Origin of the sequence: Xanthomonas indica, assembly GCF_040529045.1 — a bacterium.
In the GTDB taxonomy this organism is placed as follows: domain Bacteria; phylum Pseudomonadota; class Gammaproteobacteria; order Xanthomonadales; family Xanthomonadaceae; genus Xanthomonas_A; species Xanthomonas_A indica.
Genome location: NZ_CP131914.1, coordinates 493,055 through 519,363, shown reverse-complemented (window position 1 = coordinate 519,363; position 26,309 = coordinate 493,055). Strand labels below are relative to the sequence as shown.

Genomic DNA, 26,309 nt, shown 5'->3' with positions numbered 1-26,309 from the left:
TTCCCTTCGAGGAGGGCTGCGCCACCGCGTCCTCCTCCCGCATCCGGAGTATTGCCGATGGCCTCCCGTAAGCGTCCTGCCGCCACCCCGTCCGCCCCGTCCAAGCGCAGCAGCGCCGCATCCTCGTCCAGCGCCAAGACCGCGCAGCAGCAGCGCGCGCTGCAGCGTGCGGTCGATGCCGGCGACGCCAAGCCCAAGCCCAAGCGCGCCAAGCCGGGCGACGCCGGGCAGGCCGGGCCGCGCAAGCAGCCGCAACGCATGCCCAAGCAGCACCTGGCCAAGCCGGGCAACGAGCACGAACTGGCGCTGCAGCCGCGTTTCGAGGCGCCGGAGTACGTGGGCAGCGGCAAGCTGCGCGGCATGAGCGCGATCGTGACCGGTGCCGACTCGGGCATCGGCCGCGCAGTGGCGGTGCTGTTCGCGCGCGAGGGCGCAGATGTGGCGGTGCTGTACCTGGACGAACACGAGGATGCGCAGGTCACCCGCCAGCACGTCGAGAACGAAGGCCGCCGCTGCATCACCATCGCCGGCGACGTGAAGGATCCGGCGTTCTGCGAGGACGCGGTGGCGCAGACCGTGCGCGCCTTCGGCGGGCTCGACGTGCTGGTCAACAACGCCGCCTTCCAGTTGCATTGCGATGCGCTGGAGGACCTGAGCGAGGAACATCTGCAGGAGACGCTGCAGACCAACATCGCCGGCTATTTCCATATGGCGCGCGCGGCGCTGCCGCATCTCAAGCGCGGCGCGGCGATCGTCAACAGCGGCTCGGAAACCGGGTTGTTCGGCAGCAAGTCGCTGCTGGACTATTCGGCGACCAAGGGCGCGATCCATGCCTTCACCATGGCCCTGGCCAGCCAGTTGCAGCCGCGCGGCATCCGCGTCAACGCGGTCGCCCCGGGGCCGGTGTGGACGCCGCTCAATCCGGCCGACAAGCCCGCCGAGGATGTGGCCGAGTTCGGCAAGCAGAACCCGATGGGGCGCCCGGCGCAGCCGGAGGAACTGTCGCCGGCCTATGTGTTCCTGGCGTCGCCGATTACTGCCAGCTACATCAATGGCGCGATCCTGCCGGTGATGGGTGGGCCGACGGGGTAGTTGCGGGGTGGGATGGTGGCCAGTGCGTTGGCTAGCGGTCGGCCCCTCACCCCAACCCCTCTCCCGGTGGGAGAGGGGCTTGTGACTCCCTTCTCCCGCTGGGAGAAGGTGCCCCGAAGGGGCGGATGAGGGTGCGGGTCGCTCGTGTCATTCCGGCAGTCCGGACATCTGCCATGCTCAGTCCGACTGCACGAGGCTGCGCCCGTACCCTCACCCCAACCCCTCTCCCGGAGGGAGAGGGGCTTCACTTCTCCGCTTTGGCCCAGCGCGCAAGGTTCTGCTTCAACGCGTCGATCCCGGCCCAGGGATCCTTGCGTCGCCGTTTCAGCTTGCCCGGCACGTCGCGCAGTTTGAAGGCGTCGGCGCGGTGCAGCTTGGGCAGGTCGCTCCAGGCCAGCGGCATCGCCACCGGCGCGCCGGCGCGCGCGCGTAGCGAGTACGAGGCCACCGCGGTGGCGCCGCGGCCGTTGCGCAGGTAGTCGACGAAGATGCGCTGGTTGCGCAGGCGCTTGCTGGCGGTGGCGAGGAAGCGCTCGGGTTGCGACTGCGCCAGGGCGTCGGCGAAACCATGGGCGAAGCGCTTGGTCAGGTCCCAGTCGCAGCCCGGCGCCAGCGGCACCACCACGTGCAGGCCCTTGCCGCCGGACACGCGCAGGAACGACTCCAGCTCCAGTTGGGCGAGCAGCTTGCGGATGTCGGTGGCCGCGCGCTTGACCTCGGCGAACGGCACGTCCGGCCCCGGGTCCAGGTCGAACACCACGCGGTCGGCCACGTCCGGGCGCTGCGCATGCGCGCCCCAGGGGTGGAACTCCAAGGCGTTGAACTGCACCAGTTCCAGCAGCCCGGCCGCATCCTCGACCACCAGATACTCGGCCTGGATGCCGCTCTCCTCCTTCAAGCGCACCGACGACACCAGCTCCAGCCCGGCGGTGTGGTGCTTCTGGAAGAAGCACGCGCGTTCGGCGCCGGCCGGGCAGCGGATGATCGACAGCGGGCGTCCGGCAATCTCCGGCAGCAGGTGGTCCATCACCGCGTTGTAGTAGTCCCAGACCTCGCGCTTGGTCGCGCCGATGTCGGGGAACACGACCCGGCCCGGGCTGGACAGCGGCGGCGGCGTGCGCGCGCTGTCGACCGCTGCGGCGCCGCGTTTGGCGCTGGCGGCCTTCGCGCCGACCGCCTTTGCTGCCTTGGTCGCCTTGGTCGCCTTGGCCGTTTTGCCCGTCTTGGCCTTCCTGGCCGGCGGTGTTGCGCGCGCGGCCGCCGCGCGCGGCGCCGGTGCGTCGCGATCGCCCAGGTCGGCGATGTCCTTGTCCGGGCGCACCGCCTTCAGCGAGGCCTGGCGCAGCAATTGTTGCCCGCCGATGCCGCGGTAGAACACTTCCACCACGAAGCGCGGCGCGAACCAGCGCGCGCTGCGCAGGTCGGTCTCGGTGGTCGGCACGTGCACGCTGGGCGTGGCGCTGCCGGCCTTGCCGATCAGTGCGGTCACCTCGCGCAGCAAGGCGTCGGAGAAGCCGGAGCCCACGCGTCCCACGTACAGCCAGCCGTGCTCGGCATCCGGCCGCGCCAGCAGCAGCGAGCCGAAGCCGCTGCGGCTGCCCTTGGGCGCGGTGTAGCCGACCACCGCGAATTCCTCCGAGCGCAGTTGCTTGGTCTTGCGCCAGTCGTCACTGCGGCCGCCGTGGTAGCCGCGGTCGGCGCGCTTGGAGACGATGCCTTCGAAGTGCTGCGCGCCGGCGAGCTGGAACGCCGCGTCGCCATCGCCGTCGATGTGCGAACTGAAGGCCAGGTGCGCATCGGCGCCCTGCAGCAGCCGCTGCAGCAATGCCTTGCGCTCGGACAGCGGGGCGGCGGCGATGTCGATCCCGTCCAGGTGCAACAGGTCGAACAGGGCGAGCGCCAGCTTGCCCTGGCGCTCGCCGGACAGCACCGCCTGCAGCAGGTTGAAGTCCTCCTTGGTCCCCTTGCCGGCGATCAGTTCGCCGTCCAGCGCCGCCGAACGCAGGCCCAGTGCGGCGATGGCGTCGCGGATCTCGGGAATCTTGTCGGTCCACTCGATCGCATTGCGCGACCACAACCGCACCACGCCATCGGCGACGGTGGCCAGGATCCGGTAGCCGTCCCACTTGATCTCGTGGATCCAGTGTTCGCCCTGCGGCGGCGCGTCGCCGAGCCGGGCGAGTTGCGCGGCGAAGGGCCCGTCCGGTGCGGCGGCCGGCACAGCCGCCGGCAGCGCCTGGGCGAGCTTGGCCCAGTTCGTGCGGCGGCCCTTGCGGACCGGTGCGGCGACGACCGTGGCCTTGCGTTTGTCGGGTTTGCCGGCGCCGGCGCGCTTGACGTCCTGCGCCGGCGCCGCGGTGACATCGGCTAGCAGGTCGTCCGCTTCCAGATCGCTGGCGAAGGCGTCGTCCTCCTTGAACAGCAGCCACTGCGGCTGCCGCGCCGGCTTGCCCGAGCGCACCAGATGCCAGCCGCCCTTGAGCTTGTCGCCGAACAACTCGAAGCGCAGATGGCCCTTGGCCAGTTGCGCTTCCGGGTCGTGCGCGCTGCTCCACACGCCGTGATCGAACTGGGCGACGTGGCCGCCGCCGTATTCGCCCTGGGGGATCTCGCCCTCGAACGTGGCGTAGTCCAGTGGATGGTCTTCCACTTCCACCGCCATCCGCTTGACCTTGGGGTCGTAGCTCGGCCCCTTGGGCACTGCCCAGCTCTTCAGCGCATCGCCGACCTGCAGGCGGAAATCGTAATGGCGGCGGCTGGCGTGATGCAGCTGCACGACGAAGATCGGCCGCTGCCCCGCCGGCACCGGCTTGCCCGGCTCCGGTTCGCGGGTCTTGTCGAAGCGGCGTTTGCGGCGGTAGTCGGCGAGGCTCATGGCGCGGGCCCGGCCCGCGTCACTTGTGCAGGTGCGCGCGGACCGCCGCGGCACTGCTACCCACGGCCTGCACCGCGGCGCGCAACTCGTCGGCGGACACGCCCAGCGCCTGCGTCCAGTAGCGCACTTCGTAGTCTTCGTGGAGGTTGATGCGGTCGCGGTCGGGCGAACCGGTGTTGCGGGGATCGTCGCTCATGCCGATGTCCTGCTGTCCAGAAGCCGCTGCGGTCGCGGGGCGCCACGGGTGGCGGCGAGTGCCGACGGACGCGGCATGCGTCGGCGGACCGGTGCGGAAACTTCTAGTCGCGCCGGCGTGGCATCGCCGTGAACGCCGTGTCAGCCCGATGCATGCGCGCCGCTGGCGTGCACGCGCGTGCCGCTCCCTCAGAACGCCAGGGACGTACTGAACAGCAGTTGCCGCGGCGCGCTGCGCTGCAGCGTCTGGTAGTCGCCGGCGAATGCCGAGCCGGCGATGTTGGCGGTGCCGATGTTGTGGCGATCGAGCAGGTTGCTCACGTCCAGGCGCAGCTCCAGGCCGGGCAGCGGGCTGTCGGGGCCCAGCGTGTAGGCCGTATACGCGTTGACCTGCCAGAACGCCGGCACGCGCAGGTCGTTCTCGTAGGTGAAGGGTTGATGCAGGTACTCGGTGCTGGTGGCACCGAGACGCCAGTGGCGCAGGTGCGCCGACAGGTCGCTGACCAGCGACAGTTGCGGATAGCCTGGCTGCGCCTTGCCCTGGGTCGGGTAGACGCTGCCGTCGACGACGACATCGCGGTCGTACACCGAGCGCGCCAATGCCACGCCCTGGTAGAACTGCAGGTGCGGCGTCAAGTCGGCGGTCACGCCCAGGTCGGCGCCGAACGTGTGCATCTTCGGCATCACCTGCACCGTGTTGACCTGCGCGAACTGGGTGCCGACCGCGGCGGACAGCAGGCGGTGGCGGATGTCGCCGTAGAACACGTCCGCGGTGACGGTGGCGCGGTCGAGGCGATGGGTGCCGCCGACGGTAAGGTTCCAGTCCTGCTCCGGCTGCAGGTGGCGGGCGAGACGGTCGAACGTGGCCTGGTCGGGGACGGTCCAGGCCGAGGCGGTATAGCCGATGTTGCCGCGCTGGGCGACGCGGAAGCCGTTCATGGTGCTGCCCAGGTCGATGAAGCCATCGGTCTGCGTGGTCGGGCTCCAGAACAGCGACAGGTGCGGCAGGAACGCGCGCCTGGCGCGCAGCGTGCCGGACGCAGGCCGGTCCGGTGCATCGCCGACACCGCCACCGCGGGTGCGGAAATCCACTGCCTTGGCGCCCACGCCCAGCACCAGCGTGTCGCTCAGTGCGATGTCGTCGTGCACGTACGCCTGGCGCGCGCGGGTGGTCCAGTGCGAGGCGTTGTCGGTCTTGAACGCCGGGCCGTACGTGTCCCACGGCCCGATGGTGCGCAGCGGCGCGCCTTGCCCCAGCAGCGGCTCGGTGTACCAGAACGTCGCCGCGTCGGCGGTGGAGCGCTCGTCCCAGAGGCCGGCGCTGAGGGTGTGGCGGCCGAGCAGGTAGGTCAGGGTGAGCAGGGCGCCGCTGCGCTGCAGGTGCGGCACCTGCACCTGCTCGGAGAACGGCGCGCCATTGGGCGAAGGCGTGGTCGGATCGCTCAGCGTGGCGTGGGTGCGGCTGCGCGCGCTGTAGACCTGCACGCGCCCGCTGAGCGCGTCGGAGACATGGAAGTCGTGCGCGAGCGAGGCGATGCGGTCGTCGGTGACCTGGCCGGTGTCGTACGGCAGCAGCCCGGCCAGGACGCCGCAGCTATAGGCGCCACAGGACGCGCCGGCGTTCTGCGGCAGGGCGACCGCATAGGCCTTGGCGTAGTCGGGATAGACGCTGTCGGCGTGCCAACCGAGCTTGTCGAGCATGTCGAAGGACAGGTTGTTGTAGCCCCACATCGCCGCGTGGCTGGCGGACAGGAACATGGTGAACGTGCCCCAGGCCACGTCCTGCGTCGCCTTCAGGTCGCCGCGCAGGAAGCGTTGGGTGCCGCCGCCCTGGTATTTGTCCGCGCCCAGCCGTTGCAGGTCGACCTGCACCTTCGGGCCGGTATCGCCGAGTTGCCCGCTCTGCGCCGAGACCGTGGTGACCCGGGTCGCGTCGCTGCCCACCCCCTGCTTGAGGCGCAGGCCGGGCGTGTCCTTCGGTTCGCCCAGGCGATACTCCAGCGCGCCGCCGTTGGCGCTGCTGGAGAACACGCTCACCGGCGCCGCACCGGGGCTGACGGTGATGGAGCCGATGGCATCCGGCACGCCGACGTTGACCACGCTGTTCCCGGTCAGCGACAGAAAACCGCTGTCGTTCAACGGCACGCCTTCGAAGGTGATGCCCATTTCGTTCATGCGGAACCCGCGCACGAACAGGCTGGTGGCGGAGACGTCCAGGCCCAGGCCATCGGTGGCGGTATAGCTGGCGCCTGGCACGGTCTTCAGCCGCGCCAGGCCGTTGCTGCCGGCGAGGTCGGCGTCCATGTCGCCGGCATTGATGACATAGCGGTTCGGGCCCACCACCTGGGTGGGCGCCACCGCGGCCGCATGCGGCGAGGCCACCACGTCCAGCGCGGACAGCGTGGTGGGGGTGGTGCCGGGATCGGCGCTGGTGGCCGCCTCTGCGGCATGCGCCGCCGACGCGGCGAGGCAGGCGCCCAGCGCCGCGGACAGCACCGACGGCGTGCCGGGCCGAATGCCGCGATGCGGTGCGGGCAGCGGTAGAACGGCGACACGAAGATGGGAGGAAGTCACGTGCATGGCGGGTCCAGCGTGCAGGGGGAAGCGGTGGCGCAGGCGCGCACCCAGCGCTGGGCGGCGGCCTCGCGGCGGCCCGGCTGGCTGTGCGTTTGCGATGGGAGGGCGCCGGCGGTGCGGGGCGCGGACCAGGGATGTCGCGCGCGGCAGTTGCGGCGGCTCGCTCCGGATCGGTGGAGACGAACGGCGCATCCGCGCGACAGCGCACTTCCCGAGGTGAATGCAGCGGCGTGAAGCGATGCGGAGCATTCTTGCATCGCATGTGCGCTCGCACCATTGCGCGTTGGTACAGCCCTGGCTGCCCTGCGTATGTGGGGCGATACCTGGGTATAGGGCGCTCTCGTCCCTGCACGAACGCGGCGGATCGCGACGGACTTCTGCGGCGAACGCGTGCATTGGCGGCGGTGGATGCCGACCCGTCCCGCACGCCTGCGTGACGCGTGGACGACCGTTAGCCAAGGACCGACGCGACATCCGCCGGCATGCGATGTGGCACCACTGGGGCCTCCCCGACGGACGCCATCGCCAGCCTGCAGTCGACCGCCCGCCCATGACCTGCGACCTATTGACGACAGTTGTCGTCATGGGTAGCTTTGCCGACACGTGTAGTCACCGGAGTGGGCGGATGCGCCGCAAATCGATCGGGGACCAGGAACTGGCCCTGCTGCAGTACATCGCCGAGCACGGCGATGCCAGCGTCGGCGAGGTCGCCGCCGGGTTCGGCGAGGCCCGCGGGCTGGCGCGCTCGACGGTGCTGACCATGATGGAGCGGCTGCGCGCCAAGGCCTATCTGCGCCGCCGCCAGGTGCAGGGGGTGTACCGCTACGCCGCCACCAGCGGCCAGGACGACGTGGTGCGCAGTGCGGTCGGCAGCTTCGTCGAGAAGACCCTGCAGGGTTCGGTGTCGCCGTTCGTGGCGTGGATGTCGCAGCGCGCCGAGGTCAGCGACACGGAACTGGCCGAACTGGAGGCCCTCGTGGCCAAACTGCAATCGCAACGGCGAGAGGACTGAGCCATGCACAGCCTGTTGGGGACGGACGTGTTCGAGACTCTGCTGTCGCGGCTGCTGGCGACCAGTGTGCAGACGGTGGTGCTGGTCGCACTGATCTGGGCGCTATGCCGCTGGCTGCCGACCCTGCCGGCGGCGACGCGTTGCCGGCTGTGGTGGCTGGTGGCCGCGCAGAGCGTGCTGGGCCTGCTGTGGGCCGGGGCGGTGCAGTTGCCGGTGCTGCCGGCCGCGCCGGCGCAGGTGGCCGCACCGACGGCTATCGCCACGGCGCCGGCAATGCAGGCACGCGCGGCGACGCCGCCCGTGTCGATGTCGGCGGCCACGCCCATGCAGCTCAATGTCAATGCCACCGCCAAGGTGAGCGCCGGGACGCTCGCCTCCCCGCCGGCATCGGCCGCCGCGGCGGCCTGGCCGTGGGCGCAGGCGCTGGCGGCGTTGTGGCTGGCCGGCGTGCTGGTCTGCGCCGCGCACAGCGTGCTGGCCTACCGCCGCAGCCGCCAGCGCGCGCGCACGGCGGCGCCGTGCACCGACGCCGCTCTGCTCGGCGCGCTGCGCCTGGCCGCCGAGGCGCACGGCCTGCGCCAGCCGCCGCAGCTGCGGCTGTGCGCGCACATCGATTCGCCGCAGCTGATCGGGCCGTGGCAGCCGGTGCTGCTGCTGCCGGCGCGGCGCATGGCCAGCCTGCGCGCCGATGATCTGGACATGGCGCTGACCCACGAGCTGGTGCACCTGCAGCGCCGCGACCTGTGGTGGGGCCTGCTGCCGGCGGTGGCGCAGCACCTGTTCTTCTTCCATCCGCTGGTGCACCTGGCCAACCGCGAGTACGCCCTGGCCCGCGAGGCGGCCTGCGATGCGGCCGTGGTCGCCGGCCACCGTCATTGCCGTCACGACTACGCACGGCTGCTGGTGCAGCTGGGTGTGGCGCCGCGGCCCAGCGCCGGCCTGGCCAGCGCTTCGCCGACCTTCCTGAGCCTGAAACGGAGATTGCTGATGCTGCAGACCACGTCCGCTTTTCCGCGCCTGGGCGCGGCCCTGATCCTGACCGCAGTGACCGTGCTTGGCGTGGCGCCGTTGCGCCTGGTGGCCCAGCCCGGCCATTCCGTCGCGCCTGCCAGCAAGTCGGGTTCCGCTCATGCAGCGGCACCGACCGCCGCCGAGGCCGACGCCGCAGCCGAGGCGGCCGATGCGGCTGCCGAGGCCGCCGAGGCCGCTGCCGATGCAGCCGCCGAAGCAGCGGAGAAGGCGGCCGACGCCGCCGATGATGCGGACACGGACAACGACACGGCCATGGATGACGGCGCCGCTGCCCGTGCCGCCAACGTGCCCGGGACGCCGCTGCCGCCGCGTGCGGCGACCTCGGCGATGTCTGCCACCTCCGCCACTTCTGCGACGACCTCGCGTCGCGCGCCGCCGCCGGCCGCACCGTTGCCGCCGCCCGCGCCGCTTGCGCCCCCGGCACCGGCCGTCCCGGCTGCCCCGCCGGCCATCGGCTCGCGGATCAGCACGCGGTCGATGCAGAAAACCCACAACGGCCAAATCGAACAGTCGTATGTCCGGGTCAAGGGCAACCATTCGACGATGAGCGGCAGCAGCGACGAACTCGCCAGCATGAAGCGCGAGACCCAGGGCGATGGCCTGTGGTTCCGCCGCGGCGGCAAGCGTTATGTGGTGCACGATCCTGCGCTGCTGGCCCGCTTCGACGCGCTGTTCGAGCCGATCGGCAAGCTGGGCGCGCAGCAGGGCGAACTCGGCAAGCGCCAGGGGGCACTGGGACGCGAGCAGGGCGAGCTGGGCCGGGAACAAGGCAAGCTGGCGCAGGAGGCCGCGGCGCGGGCGCTGGACCGCATCGACATGGACGCCGTCGCTGCCAAGGCGCAGGCGAATGCCCAGGCGGCGCTTGCGCAGCGTCAGGACGCGCTGGCGGCGAAGATGCGCGCGCTCGGCGAACAGCAGGCCGCGCTGGGCCGGCAGCAGGGCGAACTGGGCGCACGGCAGGGCGAATTGAGCGCGCAGGTCGATCGCGAGGTCGACCGCCTGCTCGATGCGGCCATCGCTGCGGGCAGCGCGCAGCGGCTGGAGTGATCCGCCGGCGGCGTGCAGCGACTACGCCGATGCCGCCGCCAGCGCGCGTTCCTCGGCCTCGGCGGCGACCAGGCGCTGCAGCAGTAGCGCCAGCGTGACCACGTCCTGGTGGTTGTGCGCGGCGACGCGGCGCAGATTGCGCGCATTGCCGCCGCGCAGGTAGCCCAGCCACGCCGCCGGGGCTTCGGACCCCGGCAGGTCGTCCTCGCGGACCACCCGCAGCAACTGCCGCTCGATGGTGGCCAGCTTGCAGTTCTCCCAGGTGCCGCGGTAACGGCGGCGGGTGGGATGCAGCAGGTCCACGTGGTCCAGCGCCGACAGCGGATCGGCGCAGCGCGCCAGCCGGTAGCGGGTCTTCAGCAGCGGCGCGTCGTAGCAGCGGCCGTTGTAGCTGGACAGCACCGTGCCCGGCCGCAGCCAGGCGCGGAACGCTTCCAGCATCGCCTTCTCCGCGCCCATCGTGGCCATCAGCAACTGGCGGATGCGCAGGCCCGGGCCGTCGGCCGGATGCACGGTCCAGTCGGCCGCGCCGATCATGAAGGCGCGGGTGCCGGTACCGCCGGCCAGGCCGGTGGTCTCGGTATCGAAGAACAGCAGGTCGGTGGGCTCCACCGCGTCCTCGCGGCGGGCGAAGGCCAGCGACAGCGACGTCGCGGGAATCGGCTGCGGCAGGAACGCCTCGATCAGGTGCAGCCCCGGCGCGATCTCCACGCCGGGAAGATGCCGGTCCGGTGCCGCGGCCGGCCTGCGTGCGGCCGCCGCCGCGGCGGGCGCGACGGCACGCTCGCGCAGGCCGAGCAGGCGCCGCAGCGCGGACACATCGGTGCCACCGCGGTCGAACGGGGCGATGGCGATGGGTGGGGCCACCGCTGTATCGGTGCCGCTGCCGCGCGCGGGAACGGGCTGGCTGCGTGCTGTCGGTGGCACCGCTGCGTGCGATGTGCCGTCGCGCGTCGCTGCCGATGCCTGCATCGGCGCCTGTGTGGACGTCGCCGCGGCGGCGCCTGCGCGTGACGCGGGGGGCGCGTCGGTCGTGGTGCGGCTACCGGAGGACGCCGACGCGCGCTCGGCGCTGGCATCGCCGGCCTGCCGGCGCAGCGCGCGCAGGCGCTCCAGGCTGATGCTCATGCGCTCCACTCCGGCAGCGCGTCGGCATCGGCATCGATGGCGATCGTGGTCGCACCGTGCGCGTCCAGCGCCGCGTCGTCCTCGCCGTCGAGCAGCAAGCGCAGCACGCGCAGCGCCAGCGCCCGGGGCGTGGTCGCGCTGGCTTCCTGCGCGGCCAGCACCGGACCGACGCAGGCCGGGCAGCCGGCCACGCAGTCGCAGCCCTGCACCAGTTCGCGCGCGCGCTGCACCAGCTCGGCCTGGCGCCGATACAGCGGCTCGCTCAGGCCGACGCCGCCGGGGAAGTTGTCGTACAGGTACACGGTGGGCACGAACTGCTGCAGTTCGATGCTGGCCGGCTCGCCGGTGTCGCCGCCACGCAGCTGGCCGCGGCCCTTGGCGTCGGCCACCGCGAACCAGGCGCCGTCGCCGTCGCCCACCGCCTGCTGCAGGTCGCGCGCGTCGGCCATCACCGCCACCGTGGCCACCACGTGCAGCGCATAGGCGGCGCCCAGGAAACCATCCAGCGCATCCTGTTTGCTGCCGAACGCCTTGAGCAGGGTGGCCTGCGGCAACTGCCACCACACCGCGGTGGTGTGCAGTTCCTGGTCGGGCAGGTTGACCGGGCCGTAGCCGATGTTCTCGTGGGTGTAGTAGCGGATCTTCTTGTAGCCGGCCACGCGCCGCACCACGTGCACCTCGCCGTGGTGCGCGTCGCCGCGGCCGGCCGCGCCGCCGTCGAACCGGTCCAGCACCTTGAGCTTGGTGAAGTCGATGCTGTCGGTGTAGTAGTCGACGTGGGTGCGGGTGACGTAGGCCTTGCGCCCTTCCCAGTCCAGCTTCTCCACCTGGTAGGGCGTGCTCTGCACCATGTGGATGGCGCCTTCGTACAGGGTCAGCGCGGCGGCGGAATAGTCCACCTCGGCGATGATCTGCTGCTTGCCGTCGGTCTTGTCCACCACCACGAAGTTGCCGTCGGCCACCGAGCGCAGGCTCACCGCATTGGCCGGGTAGCTGTCGGCGATCCATTCCCAGCGGTCGCCTTCCTGGTGCACCACCTCGCTCTCGGCCAGCGCCTCCAGGAACACCGCCGGGTCCACCGGACCGAACGCCTCGCCGGTGACGAAGGTCAGCTCGAACGCGGCGCAGCGGATGTGGTCGAACAGGATCAGCGGCTGGTCCGGGGCGATGCGGGCGTGTTCGGGCGAGGCGTCGGCGAAGAAGTCCGGGTGCCGCACCACGTACTGGTCCAGCGGCTGCGAACTGGCCACCAGCACGCCCAGCGCCGGCTGCTGGCGGCGCCCGGCACGACCGAAGCGCTGCCAGGTGGCGGCGACGCTGCCCGGGTAGCCATTGAGCACCACCACGTCCAGCGCGCCGATGTCCACGCCCAGCTCCAGCGCCGAGGTGGAGACGATGCCGTCGATGCTGCCGGCGCGCATCGCCCGCTCGGCCTCGCGGCGCTCGCTGGGCAGGTAGCCGCCGCGGTAGGCGCGGATGCGCGGCGGCTTGCGCGGGTCGTGGTCGAAGATGTCCTTCAGGTACTTGGTCAGCACCTCCACCATCAACCGCGTCTGCGCGAACACCAGGGTCTTGAGCCCGGACTTGATCGCGATGCGGGCGATGCGGTTGCTCTGCGAGCGTGCCGAGGCGCGCAGGCCCAGGTCGGCATTGACCACCGGCGGGTTCCACAGCAGCACGTGCTTGTCGCCGCTGGGCGCGCCGGAGTCGGTGATGGCGTGCACGCGCTGCTCGATCAGCGCCTCGGCATGCGCGCGCGGGTTGCCGATGGTGGCCGAGCACAGGATGAACTGCGGCGTGGCGCCATAGAACGCGCAGATGCGCTTGAGCCGGCGCAGCACGTTGGCGACGTGGCTGCCGAACACGCCGCGGTAGGTGTGGATCTCGTCGATCACCACGTAGCGCAGGTTCTCGAAGAACTGCGCCCACTTGGTGTGATGCGGCAGGATCGCCTGGTGCAGCATGTCCGGGTTGCTGACCACGATGTCGCCGTGCAGGCGGATCGCCTGGCGCGCATCGCCGGGGGTGTCGCCGTCGAAGGTGAAGGCCTTCACCCCGAGGTCGCCGGCGCGGTTGAGGTCCAGCAGCTCGGCCACCTGGTCCTGCGCCAGCGCCTTGGTCGGGAACAGGTACAGCGCCTTGGCCTGCGCGGTCATCGCCGCGGCCACCACCGGCAGCGTGTAGCACAGCGACTTGCCCGAGGCGGTGGGGGTGACGATGGCCACGTGCTCGCCGCGCTGCGCCGCGTCCCAGGCCTCGGCCTGGTGGCTGTACAGCTGCGCGATGCCGCGTTCGCGCAGTGCGGCGGCCAGCGCCGGCGGCACGTCGTCCGGGATCGGCGCATAGCGGCCGGCCTGGCCGGGGATGGTGAAGCTGCCGGTGATGCGGTCGTGGTAACGGCGCTCCAGCCGCGCGCTGAGCAGGGCGCCATCGCGCGAGGGCACCCCGTCGGTGGTGGACAGGGCGCGCTCGGCGTCCTCGGTGCGCGGGGCTAGGGCGTGGGCGGGCATCGGCACGGCTCTCAAAGCGGAACAGGGAAGCGAAATCGCGTCTCAGGGTATGAGACGGCGCCAGCCGAGGCGAGAAAGGCAGGCTGAGCGGATTCAGGCGGGGGGCTTGCGCGAGTGCGGTTGGCCGCCTTGGTGCTGTGTTGTCGGGCGACGCTGCCGCTGTCGTGTGGCGCGCGTTGTCGCCACCGACAGGTATCCTGTCGTCCCCCCTCGGCAACGACGGCTCCTGTCGTCTACTTCCCTTGCCCGTGTCCGCTCCCCCGATTCCCCCGCACTACCGCACCGCCGCCGCCCGCCGCGCCGATCTGCTCGTGCATGCCGCCGGCCTGCTGCTGGCCGTGGTCGGCGGCGCGCTGCTGGTCTGGCGCGCCCATGCCAACGACGCGCTGATCCTGGCCACCAGCATCTACGCGCTGGGGCTGCTGACCATGTTCGCCTGCTCGGCGGCGTACAACTTCGCCCCGCCGCAGCGCCAGCCGGTGCTGCGCAAGCTCGACCATGCGGGCATCTTCGTGATGATCGCCGGCTCCTACACGCCGTTCTTCGTGCTGGCGCTGTCCGGCGCCTGGGTCTGGTCGATGACCCTGGCGGTGTGGGGCGTGGCGCTCTTCGGCGTATTCGCCAAGCTGTTCCTGCCGGGCATCGCCAAGGGCTTCTGGGTGGCGATCTACCTGCTGCTGGGCTGGGCCGGGATGGCCGCAGTCAAGCCGATCATGGCCGGGCTGGACACGCCGGTGCTGTGGCTGATCGCCGCCGGTGGCGCGATCTACACGGTGGGCGTGGCGTTCTACGTGCGCAAGTCGATGCTCTACAACCGCGCCATTTGGCATGCGCACGTATTGGGCGGCGCGCTGGCGCACTGGTGCGCGATCTGGCTGTGCCTGCGCCCGCTGTCGCCGACGTGAACGGCGGTGGCGACGCGCTAGAGAAGGCCGCGCCGCGTCCGTAAGCTCGGGCGCCATGGACAGCGTGGACACAACGGATCCGATCGGCCGGCGCCTGCGGGCCTTGCTGGCCGTCGCATTGCTGGCGGCGTGCGCACAGGCGCAGGCGCAACAGGCCGCGCCCGCGACCGATGCCGTTGCGCCGGCGGCGGCATCCATTGCAACGCCGCCAGCCAGCAACGCTGCCAAAGACGACATCCAGACGCTCGGCGAAGTCCGCGCGCTGCCGCCGGACGAGGGCGAGCCGCTGGATCTGTACCGCTTCAAGAATCCGGTGACCCCACCGCCCAACCGCTTCGACAAGGATTGGCGGCCGCCGCCCTCGGTGGAGCAGGTCAGCCAGAGCGGCGGCTACATCGCGCTGGGCGTCTACTACCTGGCCGGCAAGGCGGCCAAGGGCCTGCACGCGCTGACCGGCGGCCCCGACCAGGTCCAGGCCGCCGTCGCGCGGCCGCCCCCGCAGCTGAGCGAGGCCGAGCTGCAACGCGCCATGAAGCTGTGCGTGGAACAGGGCGGGGGTTGTGCCTCGGGGCAGTGAAATGCGCCGCCGCACAAGCGTCGCCCGGCTCGGCGACCTCAGTCGCAGGCCCAGTCCAATCGCAGGCCCTGGATGTCCAGTTGCGCGATGCCGCCGCCGAAGTTGTAGCCGCCGAAGGCCTCGTCGAACTCGATGTAGTACGGGCTGAAGTCGGGGATGCCCTGTATCGGGCGCATCGTGCCGCCGAGGTGGTTGATGGCGTGGCCGGCGGCCCAGTCGTGTTCGCGGTAGTGCTCGCGGCTGACCACGCCGTCCTGCCAGTAGTAGAACGGCTGGTAGCCGCCGGGATCGGGCGCGTCGCCGAACGTTTCGCGCGGCGGCACCCCGGCATTGGGATCGTGCTCGCGCAGGCGCAGCCGCAGCGGACGATGCAGGGCGAAACGGTCCGGCGCCTGCGGCAGCGGCGCGCTGCGCGCGTCCCACGCCTCGCATACTGTCGCGCTTCCCACCTGCAGCCATTCCGGCGGCGGCGTCCGCTGCAGCAACGGGCTGTCCACCAGCGGCGGCGGCCGGCATGGCGCGCCATCCACCTCTTCCTGCCGCAGCAGGATCAGCGCATAGGCGCAGTCCAGAAGGTCCTGCATGCGCCGCAGCCTGGGGTGGGCCTGCAGCGCGCGGTCGCGGAACGGTTGCAGTGCCGGGTCGGCCAGCGCCTGCGCGGGCGTGGCGATCGCGGCGTGCATCCCGTCCACTGTTCCGGCCGGGCCGCCGTCGTTATGGTCCGGCGCGGTGGCGAAGAACGACACCGCGACGATGTCCGGGCCGTGCACGCGGTAGTCCGGTGGCAGCCGCAGGGTGAAGCCGTGCTGCATCGGATAGCCGCTCCACGGATCCAGCGGCCATTGCGCCGCGGCGATGCCCGGCGGCAGGCCGAAGCACCAGCCGTCGCTGTCGGGAACGGGCGCGCCGCCGTGCCAGTCTCCGAGTTCGATGTCGTAGGCGTGCATCGGAACGTTCTCCAAGGTTTCGTGAGGCTGCAGGGTCCAATGTCGCGACGCCATCGGCGGGTGCCGTGTCAGCCCATGCCTTTGCCTTGTGCCTGGCGCAGCTGCGCGTCGCGCTGTTGCTCGCCCAGCTCGGCCTGCAAGCTGGCTTGGCGTTGCTGCTCCGATTGCGCCAAGGCGCCGAAGGACACCTCCACTGGTGTACTGATCGCCTGATCGGTCGGCATGTGCGCGCGCAGGCTGGCGGGATTGCGTGGATCGCCTTCGACGACGAAGACGTACTGCCCCGGCTCGGCCTGACGGCCGCGCTCGCTGAGCAGCACATGATCGACCCGGGTCAGGCCGTTGCGCGTGGCCAACTCGGTCAGGCTGGCCTTCATGCATGTGCTCGCGGTGTCGGACGCGCGGCCGAGTTGCCGGTCCAGCGCGTCGACGCCGTTGGAGCAGTCCTGATACAGCGAGCTGTGCATGACCGCAGGCGCCGCTGGCGTCGGTGCCTGGCCTCGCCGCTGATCGGGTGATGGCTCCTGCGTTGCAGGTGCAGATGGAGCGGGTTGCGCCGGTGCCTGCTGGCGGGTCTGATACTCGGCCCTGGTGTACGGCGGCGGTTGTGGCGGCCAATTCTCCGGACGGTCGAATTCGGTGGTCGGCGCTAGATGCTGGCTCACCGCGAACGCATTCAACTGTCGCCGCGTCTCCGTATCGGCGCGTCCGGTCTCCTGCAGTCCATTCGCCTTCTGGAACGCGCGGACGCCGGCTTCCATATGCTCGTCGTAGAGGCGGTCGCCGTTCCAGTTCGGAGGCGCATTCTGGATGTAGCCCAGGCCCTGCAACTGCCGGCGCAGTTCATAGACAGGTTCTCCTTTCTCGCCTCGGCGGAGCTCTCCGTCCTTCAAGGGGCCGTACAGGTCCGTCATCGTCTGGCGCTTGAATTGCGGCTGCGCCTGCAGCGTATCGGCACGCAGTTCGGCCAGCATTGCGGCATCGACGCGGCCAGTTGGCTCTGCGATACCTTTACCGTGCTCATATTGTTTGACCGCATGCTCGGTGCCAGCACCAAAATCACCATCGGGTGAGATGGCCTTGCCCTTGGCATCGGTCATTCCCAAAGCGGCCAGATACTGCTGCGCTTCGAACACGGTTTGATTCGCGTCGCCCTTGCCGACGGATGCTGGTGCATTGGGCGCGGCCGGTGGCTGCGCAGGCGTCACGCCTTCACGTTGGACACGCTCTACCAGCGCCGGTACGGCAGCTTCCCACGTGCGCGCATAGCCGGCGATGGTTTGCACGCTTGCCGCATCCCGGGGATTGATGATCGCGCGTGCGCCGGCATGGTCCTGCTTGTCGGCGTTGATATGGGCGGCCAGGGTCTGTCCCGGCACGAAGTCGCCATCGCGCATGCCGGCGACGAGGATCTTCGTCGCAATGGCAGGTTCCGCGGCCCGGCCTGGCGATTGCACGAGTTCGCGGCCTAGCCCGGCCTTCTCGCCAAGCTTTTCGTACAACTCGACATGGGTGAGATGCGCATAGCCGCGGCCGTAATAGGCTTCGCCACCGTGATAGGACAGCGTCACGGCCTGCTTTCGCCCCCATTCCTCTTCAGGGGCCTGGAAGTCTTTGGATTCGTGCTGTGCTGTGGCCAGCACATACGCGATCTGCCGGGTGTCGGTGACACCGTGATCCAGGCAGCTGCGGACGATCAGGTCGACCGATTGTTCGCGTGTCAGTCCGAATCCCGCGTTTTGCTTGCCGTATCCGTCGCTCATGGGAGGTCCTTGTCTCTCTGTGTCGTGCGAGGGGGGCGCCGCACCGGCTTGGCTACTTGCAGGAATCGATGGTCTTGCTGGAATGCCGCGTCGGTATCGTTCCATGCAATGCAAGCGACACCACGGTGCGCTTGCATTGTCCTGCTTCCGACCAAAGGTGCAGCGTCGTGCCGCTGATGCCGGAGAGTGTGAGGCCGCGTGTCGCCTGTGCGAGCTTCTCGCTCCTCACGAAGCGTTTGGCCTTTGGATCGAATAGATAATAGGTATAGGCGGGCGCGCCGAGGCGGCCGGAAAAGTCGGTCCACAACAGCAGATCGTCGTAGCCGTCACCATTGATGTCCGAGACGATCGCGGTATAGCGCAAGCCCTCGCTCCCTTCGCCCTGTTGCGCGATGGGGCCGCGATAGGCGGCGACATAGTCCTGTTGATCCGCTGTGTTGCTCAAAAAGACCAGCGACGGGACGGGGATGGACTGTTCACCCGCCGGACGCTGCACCACGACCGTCGCGGGCGCGCAGCGCAGGAGTAGCCCACCGGTGTCGTGGCAATGCGCGTCTACGACCTGCAGGCTTAGGTCCCCCAGGGAGAACGCGACCTGTCCCGTTGCATCCGGCAGCCCAGTCGCAGTGAACACCTTCGCCACCGGGCTTGCATCGGGCGACGGCGCTATCGGCTTGGCGGCACTGATCGACGCGACGAACTGCGGATCGTTCAGTTGGCGCAGCCGGCCGATCGTCGTGGCCAGCCTGCATTGCTTGGCATCCAGGCGCATTGCCGGGTTTGCCTGCTCCGGCAGCTTGCAACGATTCTGGTAGATCTGCGCGATCCACTGGCGCTGTGCGGCTTGCAACGCCGATCGCTCTTTCGCGGAGGGCAGGGCCGCCATGCGGGCGCGGTAGACCCGGTTCAACTCGCCGTCCTGGTAGGCGAACTCCTCGTCCACGCAGCGTTCCGGCGTCTCCTGCTGCATTGCCTTGGCGAGACACCGCGCATATGTCGGACGTAGCGCGTCCTTCTGCAACGCCAACAATTCCGCGCCCGACGGCAAGGACGGCACCGCTGCGATTGCGCCACTTAGCGCTATAGCGGGCAAGGCCCCGAGGCACAGGGTGCCGAACCAGCGCGCGTGCACCCATTTGAGCGATGCGACAAGGCCACGGTGCGGCAGCTGTGGTGACGTGCTCCGCTTGCGAATCTGGTCCCGTTGTTCCATGCCTGCCATCTCCGGCCTCCGTGCAACGCCTTTGAAAGACCTCAACTGTGCCCTGCTGCCGGGGACAATCGCCCGCGCAGCACCGCAACACGCTGCTGCGTATCGTCCGACAGCTTGCCTGTAGCTGCCCTCAACGCCCGCCGCGTGTATAGCCTTCCAGTTCGTCGGCGCGGGAGCTGATCCGGCGCAAGGTGGCTTCGGCGCTTTGCAGGGCGGCTTCCTGGCCACGGGCGCCGAGCGCCCGGTCCAGGTTTGCGGCCTGTTCGTTGGACTGCTGCCAGGTGTACTGCGCGTCCATCAGCCGGGAGCGGTCCATGCCGCTGAGGCGGTAGCGCAGTCTGTCGTAGGCGCGGTCCAGGCGTTCCTGCTGCACGCGCTGTTCGCGCTGGATGCAGCGGCGGCTCTCGTCCAGGCCCTGCGCCTGCCTGCGGCAGTCGTGGTAGGTGGCGGACAGGCCATCGCTCGGTGCGCCCGCCGCGTCCGCACCGGGACCGGTTGGCGGCATCTGCTGCAGTTGCTGCTGCATCTGCTGGATCTGCTCGGCCTGCTGCTGCAGCAGGCGCTGCTGTTGCTGCAGTTGCGCATCGCGCGGGTCGATCTGTTGCGCGGCGGCGTTGCCGCACACGCCGGCGACCACTGCGGCGATCAGCCACGCGCGCAGCCGGCGCTGGCCCTGGGTTCCCTGGTGCTGGTGCATCGTCCTTCTCCTTCGATCGGCAGCCGATCCTGCCGCGCGCCGCATCGCCGGTGCGCGGTCGAGGTGGCGCCAAGCATACGGGAAGGGCGGTGATGGCTTCATGGCACGGCGATGGGCGCGCTCAGCGGGGAGACACCGCGCTCGTCGAAGGCTTCGACGGCGAACACGTAGTCCTGGCCGACGTTGAGCGCGCGGAGTTCCAGGTCGGTGCCGCGGTCGGCGAACACCTGGTAGGTGAGGGTGAGGCGATCGGCGCGCAGGCCCCAGCGCACGTTGTAGCCGACGGCGCCGGGCACGGCCTGCCAGTGCACGCGGGCGTTGCGGCGGTCATCCTCGCGGCGCACGGTGACACCGGTCGGCGCCGGCGGTGGGGCACCGTCGGCGTTGCCGAACACGCGCAGCTCGCTGATCGCCAGGTGGGCGGCGCCGACGTGGCCGTGCACGTAGCGGATGTAGCGGGTGCGCACCGGCGCGGGCAGTTGCAGGTAGGCGTTGGGCCGGTCGCGCCGGTCGGCGCCGTCGCCGACCTCGGCCAGCGGCAGCCAGTGGCGGCCGTCGCGCGAGTGCTGCAGCCGGAACGCGGTGTAGATGTCCGGCGCATCGCCATAGCGGCCGGCACGGTAGTCGGCGAAGTTGACCTGCACCGCGCGCACGCTGCGCTCCCCGCCCAGGTCGACGGTGAGGGTCTCGCCGGGCGCGTTGCGCGCGGCCACCCAGTCGCTGCGCGGGTCCTCGTCGGTGGCGCGGCCGGCGGCGAAACCGTCCAGGGTGGACGAGGCGGTGGCCGGCTTGCGGTAGGACAGCAGCATCCAGCCGGTGAACAGCGTCTCCGGGTCGGCCACCGGGCCTTCCGGCATCCAGTGCGGGAAATCGCCGAAACGGGTGGACACGCGCATCTGCCCATCGGCGGCGAACGCGGCGGGGAACAGCACGATGCGCCGTTCGAAGGTCCAGTTGGCGCCGATCCAGGCGGTGCCGCTGTTCCACCAGTTGCCGTGCGCGTCCTGGAACGTGGAGCCGTGGCCGGCGCCCTGCATGAAGCCGCCGGGCTTGTACGCCACCGGGTTGTACGCCGCATAGACGAACGGGCCGAGCGGGTGCTCGCCAACGTACACGCCGGTGGCATAGGCGTTGTACTCGCTGCCCGGCGCGCCGTACTGCAGGTAGTAGCGGCCGCCGGTCTTGGTCATCCATGCGCCTTCCAGGAAGCTGCCGATCGGGCTGCCGTCGGGGAAGCGGGCGCCGCGGTGGTCGGGGCCGAAGCGCTCCCAGCCATGCTGCGCCGGATCCAGCGTGAGCAGTGGCGTCGGCACGCCGCGGAAGGCGACTCCGTGCGCGCTGCGGTCCATGGCGATGCCGTACAGCGGGTAGCGGTCCGAGGAGCCCCAGTACAGGTACCTCTGGCCGTCGTCGTCGATGAACAGGTCCGGGTCCCAGGGGCCGGGCGGCACGTCGCTGAGCGGCCGGCCCTTCATCTCGGTGCCGATCGGCTGGGCGCGCGGCAGCTTCGGCAGCAGCCGGGTCAGGAAGTCGAGCGTGCCGCTGGCCGGGTCGCGGGTCTGCAGCAGCGGGCGCGGTTCGAAGGCCGACTGCATGATCACCAGGCGGTCGCCGTCGGCGACCACCGCCGGCGCGACGATGCTCTCGAACGGCCAGCGGCTGGGCGTGACGAACTGCCAGTCGAGCAGGTTGCTGGAGCGCCAGTAGCCGTCGGCCAGGGTCTGGAACAGGTAGTAGGCATCGCCAAAGCGCACGAACACCGGGTCGGCGCCGGTGCGATAGGAGATGCCGTCGTTGAGTTGTTCGAAGTTGTAGCGGTAGTCCAGGTCGATCGGGTTGGCGTAGCTGCGTGCGCCCGGCGTCTGCGCCGCGGCCAGCCCGGCGGACGCCAGCAGCGCCAGCGGTGCGAATGCTCTGAACATGACGATGGCCTTCCCCCGTGGCGGCGCCGGCTACCGTAGCAAAGGGGGTGGCGAGATGCGATGCGGCCGCCCGTGTCGCCGCGGTTACCATGGCGCCCGCCCAGTGCCCAGTGCCGCGGCCGCGGCGCCCGTCTCGCCAACCGCCGACTGCCATGATCGCCAACGTCTCGCCGCGCCGCCTGTTGCCCCTGCTGCTGTCGCCCTTGCTGTTTGCCGCTGCCGCCTTCGCCAACGACAGCAGCATCGGCGACGCCAATGGCTCCATCGAACTGATCCGCCAGCCGGACATCCGCATGAGCAAGGAAGACCTGTTCATCAGCGAGGACCGGGTGCAGGTGGACTACGTGTTCACCAACACCAGCACGCGCGACCTGCTGGTGCCGATCGCCTTCCCGATGCCGCCGATGTACTTCGGCATGGCCGACCACAGCGCGCTCACCGACTTCACGCTGTGGGTGGACGGCAAGCCGGTGCGCACCGAGCGCCGGCTGGTGGCGAAGCTGGACGGCAACGACATCTCCCGCGCGTGGGCGGCCAGCGGCTGGACGCCGGACGACCTGGCCGAGTACGTCGAGGGCGGCACCGTCCCGGCCGGCCGCAAGCCGCTGCCCGCACGCTGGTTCGACGCGGACGGGCAGCCCCGCTTCACCCTCAGCGAGTACTTCGTCTGGCAGCAGCGCTTCCCTGCCGGCGGCGCGGTGGCGATCCGCCACCGCTACGTGCCCAGCGTCGCCACCGGCGTGCCGATGCCGGCCAGCGACCTGATCGGCGAGTACGCCAAAAGCACCTGCCTGGACGCTGCCATGCAGCAGCGCATGCGCCGCCGTGCCGGCGCCGACGGCCTGCAGTGGAGCAACCTGCGCTACGTGCTGCGCACCGGCGCCAACTGGAAGGGGCCGATCCAGGATTTCCACGTGACCCTGAAGAAGCGTGCGCCGGGCGACCTGCTCAGCCTGTGCTTCGACGGTGAGCTGCAGCGCACCGATGCCCTGACGTTCGAGTTCCGCCAGCGCGACTTCGTGCCCGACCGCGACCTGGACATCCTGTTCCTGCGCTGAGCGGCGGCCAGCGCCCGCAGCAGCCGGACGCGCCGAAGCCGACATCCCGCTGAACGCCGACGCGGCGCGGTCGGCAGTTTTCGCCCGACGCGGTGGCGCGCGTGCCGCTGGATCGGGCAGCATGCGCCGGCGCGTTTCCTCCCCCCAGGACCTGCCCGCATGCGCGATGCCGCCGTTGCCGCTTCCGATCCCGTCGCCCTGGTCGCGGCGCGCCTGGAACGCCTGCCGCCGACCCGGAGCCTGTGGCGGCTGGTCGCGCTGCTGGCGCTGGGCGGTTTCTTCGAACTGTTCGATCTGTTCCAGACCGCCTACCTCAGCCCCGGCCTGCTGCGCGAGGGCGTGTTCGCCGAGGGCGCGGCCGGCGTGTTCGGCATCGCCGACCAGGCCGCGTTCGCCGCGGCGACGTTCCTGGGCCTGTTCCTCGGCGCGAGCCTGCTCAGCCCGCTGGTCGATCGTTTCGGGCGCCGTGCGGTGTTCTCCTTCGCCCTGCTCTGGTACAGCGTGGCCACGGTGGCGATGGGCCTGCAGCACAGCGCGCTGGGAGTGATCCTGTGGCGCGGGGTGGTCGGCATCGGCCTGGGCGTGGAACTGGTCACCATCGACACCTACCTGTCGGAAATGGTGCCGCGGCAGATGCGCGGCGCGGCGTTCGCGCTGGCGTTCTGCGTGCAGTTCCTGGCGGTGCCGGCGGTGGCGTTGAGCGCCTGGGCGCTGGTGCCGCATGCGCCGTTGGGCCTGAGCGGCTGGCGCTGGGTGGCGTTGCTCAGCGGCGGCTTCGCGCTGGCGGTGTGGTGGCTGCGCAGCCGCCTGCCGGAGTCGCCGCGCTGGCTGGCCACGCAGGGCCGGCATGCCGAGGCCGACGCGGTGCTGCAGCGGCTGGAGGCGCGCTGCGCCGCCGACCTGGGGCAGCCGTTGCCGGCACCGGCGCCGACATCGGCAACGCCAGTGCCGACGCCGCAGCTGTCGGCGCTGTGGCAGCCTCCGTACCGGCGGCGCATGGCGATGCTGGTGAGCTTCCACATCTTCCAGGCGATCGGTTTCTTCGGCTTCGGCAACTGGCTGCCGGCGCTGCTGGCGCGGCAGGGCGCCGACAGCGTGCACGGGCTCGGCTACGCCTTCGCCATCTCGCTGGCCTATCCGCTGGCGCCGCTGTTGCTGATGGGCGTGGCGCAGCGCTGGGAGAACAAGTGGCAGGTGGTGGTGTCGGCCCTGGGCGCGGTGCTGTTCGGCCTGCTGTTCGCCTGGCAGCAGCAGCCGCTGCTGCTGATCGCCTGCGGCGCGGCGGTGACCTTCTGCAATGCCTGGATGAGCTTCGCCTACCACGGGTACCAGGCCGAATTGTTCCCCACCGCGCTGCGCGCCCGCGCGGTGGGCTTCTGCTATTCCTTCAGCCGCCTGTCCACCGCCGCCAGCAGCCTGCTGATCGGCGTGCTGCTGGACCGCACCGGCCACCGCGGCGTGCTCGGTTTCATCGCCGCCAGCCTGGTGCTGGCCGCCGCGGTGGTGGGGCGGTTCGGGCCGCGCACCCACCAGCGCGCGCTGGAGCGGATCTAGGGTCTGTTAGCACCTCCTGCGCAGGCACGGCCGGTTCCTGAACGTCCCGCACCGGTCATCGGGCCTCGACACCATGCCGCCGCGGCCCGGTGCATGCTGTCGCCTCCTTCGCCACGAGCTTCGGCCATGACCTCGCTATTGCCCGTCCCCGTGATGGATGCCGCCGACCACCGCGACCTGGCCCAGGCGCGCGCGCTGCTGGAACACCCGGGCCTGGCGGCGAAGATCGCCAATGCGGTGGGCGCACCGATCGAGGCGTTGATCAGCAAGCGCCTGCCGAAGATGCTGTCCTCGCGCCTCGATGCGGTCAGCCAGCGTGCGCTGCGGATGGCGCTGCGCTCGGCGCTGCTGACCCTGCGTGGGCAGGCGCCGGACCGGGCGCGGCCGCGCCTGCACGGCGCCGCGGTGGCGGCGACCGGCGCCGCCGGCGGCTTCTTCGGCCTGCCCGGGCTGGTGGTGGAACTGCCGTTGACCACCACCCTGATGCTGCGCTCCATCGCCGACATCGCCCGCGCCGAGGGCGAGCGCCTGGACGACCCGGCCACCGCGCTGGCCTGCCTGGAGGTGCTGGCGCACGGCGGCCGCAGCCAGCGCGACGATGGCAGCGAATCGGGCTACTTCGCGGTGCGTGCGGCGATGGCGCAGCAACTCAGCGCTGCCGCGCAGTACATCGCCGCGCATGGCCTGGGCAGCAAGGGCGCACCGGTGCTGGTGTCGCTGCTGTCGCGCATCGCCGCCAAGTTCTCGGTCACGGTCAGCGAGAAGCTGGCGGCGCAGGCGGTGCCGCTGGTCGGCGCGGCCAGCGGCGCGCTGCTCAACACCGTGTTCATCGCCCATTTCCAGGCGATGGCGCGCGGCCACTTCACCGTGCGCCGGCTGGAACGCCGCTACGGCGAGGCCGCGGTGCGCCAGGCCTACGAGGCGTTGCCCGCGTCGCGCTAGTCGCATCGGCCAAGCGGCGGGATCGTGCAAAGTCGCGCGTGCGCCGCCCCGCTATCCTCGGCGATCGATCGATGCCGTGGAGGGCACCTGGACGTGATGGGAGCGATGTACAGACAAGGGGTGCGCCTGCTGGCGCTGATCGCGGGCGTGACCCCGCTGGCGTCGCGGGCCACGGACGCCGCACCGCCGCACGATGGCGTGCGGCACATGCCGACGTTCGATCTGCCGTTGTCGCCCTTCCTCAGTCCGCAGGCGCAGGCGGCCGCGCGCAAGGACATGGCGCAGGGCGACCCGCTGGCGAAGATGGACAACGCCACGCTGCGCCGCGAACTGCCGCGCATCCGTGCGGAAACCGAGGCCTGGGCCAAGACCGTGGTGGACCCGCTGCGCGAGCGCTACGGGGTGACGTTGCAGCGGACCACCTGGGACGGCGTGCCGGTGACCCTGGTGCAGCCACGCGATGCCTCGCCGGCGCAGCGCCAGCGGCTGCTGATCGAACTGCATGGCGGTGCCTTCGTCATGGGCAGCGCGGCCTCGTTCGGCATGATGGAGGCGATCCCGGTGGCGGCGATGACCGGCGTCACCGTGGTCAGCGTCGACTACCGGCAAGGCCCGGAACACCGCTTCCCTGCGGCCAGCGAAGACGTGGCCACGGTCTATCGCGCCGCGCTCAAGCGCTACGCGCCGCAGCACATCGGCCTGTTCGGCTGCTCGGCCGGTGGCGTGCTGACCGGCGAGTCGCTGGCCTGGTTCGCCAAAGAGAAACTGCCGATGCCGGCGGCGGCCGGCATGTTCTGCGCCGGCGGCGATGCGCGCTACCGCGGCGATTCGCGCTACGTGGTGGCGGCGGTGAACGACGCACCGCTGCCCGATGCGCAGGGTGCGCTGCCGATCATGGAAGACCTGTACTACGGCGAGGGCGTGGACTTCCACGATCCGCTGGTGTCGCCGGTGTTCTCAGACGCGGTGCTGGCGCAGTTCCCGCCGCTGCTGTTCATCACCGGCACGCGCGCGGCGGAACTGAGCAATGTCGCCTACACCCACACACGGCTGGTCGATCTGGGCCGCGAGGCGGACCTGCACGTGTGGGACGGCATGGGCCACGCGTTCCATCTGAACACCGAGTTGCCGGAAAGCCAGCAGGCGCTGCGGGTGATCGCGCGCTTCTTCCGCCGGCATCTGGATCTGCCACCGTTGCCGGCAGCGGCGCCGGTGGCCGCGGCGCAGGACTGAGCGGCGCTGCTTCGCGACTGGCCGTCGCGG

19 protein-coding genes are annotated in these 26,309 nt (G+C 70.7%); 9 read left to right on the top strand and 10 right to left on the bottom strand.

Translation table 11 applies throughout. The annotated features are described in order from the left end of the window. Positions 1–57 precede the first annotated feature (57 nt). The gene (locus tag Q7W82_RS02255) at positions 58–1,092 is read left to right on the top strand and encodes an SDR family oxidoreductase (RefSeq protein ID WP_242159075.1); all 1,035 of its coding nucleotides are present in this window, start codon (positions 58–60) and stop codon (positions 1,090–1,092) included. A gap of 244 nt (positions 1,093–1,336) precedes the next feature. On the opposite strand, the gene ligD is transcribed toward Q7W82_RS02255, so the two are convergent. The 3 genes from ligD to Q7W82_RS02240 form a co-directional block, all read right to left on the bottom strand. Next, positions 1,337–3,967 carry a DNA ligase D gene (gene ligD, locus Q7W82_RS02250; RefSeq protein WP_242159076.1) on the bottom strand — a complete coding sequence of 877 codons (2,631 nt, stop codon included), beginning with the start codon at positions 3,965–3,967 and terminating at the stop codon, positions 1,337–1,339. A 19-nt stretch (positions 3,968–3,986) separates the two neighbouring features. Continuing rightward, positions 3,987–4,163, bottom strand: coding sequence for a DUF3606 domain-containing protein (locus Q7W82_RS02245; protein ID WP_242159077.1), 177 nt, complete (start codon positions 4,161–4,163; stop codon positions 3,987–3,989). Between the two features lie 188 nt (positions 4,164–4,351). Next, positions 4,352–6,679 (bottom strand): TonB-dependent receptor plug domain-containing protein, encoded by a 2,328-nt coding sequence (locus Q7W82_RS02240; RefSeq protein ID WP_311195494.1) that lies wholly within the window; start codon positions 6,677–6,679, stop codon positions 4,352–4,354. Positions 6,680–7,364: 685 nt separating this feature from the next. Here Q7W82_RS02240 and Q7W82_RS02235 point away from each other — a divergent pair. Both Q7W82_RS02235 and Q7W82_RS02230 read left to right on the top strand, forming a co-directional pair. Beyond that, a complete protein-coding gene (locus Q7W82_RS02235) occupies positions 7,365–7,751 on the top strand; it encodes a BlaI/MecI/CopY family transcriptional regulator (protein ID WP_017909741.1) in 387 nt (128 codons plus the stop codon). Positions 7,752–7,754: 3 nt separating this feature from the next. Then, complete coding sequence (locus Q7W82_RS02230) at positions 7,755–9,830, top strand: M56 family metallopeptidase (protein WP_242159079.1); 2,076 nt, start codon at positions 7,755–7,757, stop codon at positions 9,828–9,830. Between the two features lie 21 nt (positions 9,831–9,851). On the opposite strand, the gene Q7W82_RS02225 is transcribed toward Q7W82_RS02230, so the two are convergent. Next, positions 9,852–10,958, bottom strand: coding sequence for a ribonuclease H-like domain-containing protein (locus tag Q7W82_RS02225; RefSeq protein WP_242159080.1), 1,107 nt, complete (start codon positions 10,956–10,958; stop codon positions 9,852–9,854). Continuing rightward, positions 10,955–13,468: a DEAD/DEAH box helicase gene (locus Q7W82_RS02220; RefSeq protein ID WP_242159081.1), complete on the bottom strand. Its 2,514-nt coding sequence runs from the start codon at positions 13,466–13,468 to the stop codon at positions 10,955–10,957. The genes Q7W82_RS02225 and Q7W82_RS02220 overlap by 4 nt, the downstream gene beginning before the upstream one ends. Before the next feature lie 242 nt (positions 13,469–13,710). On the opposite strand from Q7W82_RS02220, the gene Q7W82_RS02215 reads away from it, so the two are divergent. Together Q7W82_RS02215 and Q7W82_RS02210 are read left to right on the top strand one after the other, a co-directional pair. Then, positions 13,711–14,373, top strand: coding sequence for a hemolysin III family protein (locus tag Q7W82_RS02215; RefSeq protein ID WP_242159082.1), 663 nt, complete (start codon positions 13,711–13,713; stop codon positions 14,371–14,373). A gap of 55 nt (positions 14,374–14,428) precedes the next feature. After that, positions 14,429–14,950, top strand: a complete 522-nt coding sequence (locus Q7W82_RS02210) for a hypothetical protein (protein ID WP_242159083.1) — start codon at positions 14,429–14,431, stop codon at positions 14,948–14,950. A gap of 38 nt (positions 14,951–14,988) precedes the next feature. Here the strand turns inward: Q7W82_RS02210 and Q7W82_RS02205 are convergent, their stop codons facing one another. The 5 genes from Q7W82_RS02205 to Q7W82_RS02185 all read right to left on the bottom strand — a co-directional run bounded on the left by Q7W82_RS02205 (position 14,989) and on the right by Q7W82_RS02185 (position 21,492). Continuing rightward, positions 14,989–15,897 (bottom strand): hypothetical protein, encoded by a 909-nt coding sequence (locus tag Q7W82_RS02205; RefSeq protein WP_242159084.1) that lies wholly within the window; start codon positions 15,895–15,897, stop codon positions 14,989–14,991. 68 nt (positions 15,898–15,965) lie between these two features. After that, positions 15,966–17,660, bottom strand: a complete 1,695-nt coding sequence (locus Q7W82_RS02200; protein WP_242159085.1) for a peptidoglycan-binding protein — start codon at positions 17,658–17,660, stop codon at positions 15,966–15,968. A gap of 52 nt (positions 17,661–17,712) precedes the next feature. Next, a complete protein-coding gene (locus Q7W82_RS02195; protein WP_242159086.1) occupies positions 17,713–18,882 on the bottom strand; it encodes a lysozyme inhibitor LprI family protein in 1,170 nt (389 codons plus the stop codon). 121 nt (positions 18,883–19,003) lie between these two features. Beyond that, positions 19,004–19,570 (bottom strand): lysozyme inhibitor LprI family protein, encoded by a 567-nt coding sequence (locus Q7W82_RS02190; RefSeq protein WP_242159087.1) that lies wholly within the window; start codon positions 19,568–19,570, stop codon positions 19,004–19,006. A gap of 98 nt (positions 19,571–19,668) precedes the next feature. Beyond that, positions 19,669–21,492: a family 43 glycosylhydrolase gene (locus tag Q7W82_RS02185; RefSeq protein WP_242159088.1), complete on the bottom strand. Its 1,824-nt coding sequence runs from the start codon at positions 21,490–21,492 to the stop codon at positions 19,669–19,671. Positions 21,493–21,644: 152 nt separating this feature from the next. On the opposite strand from Q7W82_RS02185, the gene Q7W82_RS02180 reads away from it, so the two are divergent. The 4 genes from Q7W82_RS02180 to Q7W82_RS02165 all read left to right on the top strand — a co-directional run bounded on the left by Q7W82_RS02180 (position 21,645) and on the right by Q7W82_RS02165 (position 26,279). Beyond that, positions 21,645–22,550: a DUF4424 family protein gene (locus tag Q7W82_RS02180; protein WP_242159089.1), complete on the top strand. Its 906-nt coding sequence runs from the start codon at positions 21,645–21,647 to the stop codon at positions 22,548–22,550. Between the two features lie 159 nt (positions 22,551–22,709). Then, positions 22,710–24,104, top strand: a complete 1,395-nt coding sequence (locus tag Q7W82_RS02175) for an MFS transporter (RefSeq protein ID WP_242159090.1) — start codon at positions 22,710–22,712, stop codon at positions 24,102–24,104. A 126-nt stretch (positions 24,105–24,230) separates the two neighbouring features. After that, complete coding sequence (locus Q7W82_RS02170) at positions 24,231–25,046, top strand: EcsC family protein (protein ID WP_242159091.1); 816 nt, start codon at positions 24,231–24,233, stop codon at positions 25,044–25,046. Between the two features lie 105 nt (positions 25,047–25,151). Beyond that, positions 25,152–26,279, top strand: a complete 1,128-nt coding sequence (locus Q7W82_RS02165) for an alpha/beta hydrolase (protein ID WP_242159092.1) — start codon at positions 25,152–25,154, stop codon at positions 26,277–26,279. Positions 26,280–26,309: the final 30 nt, after the last annotated feature.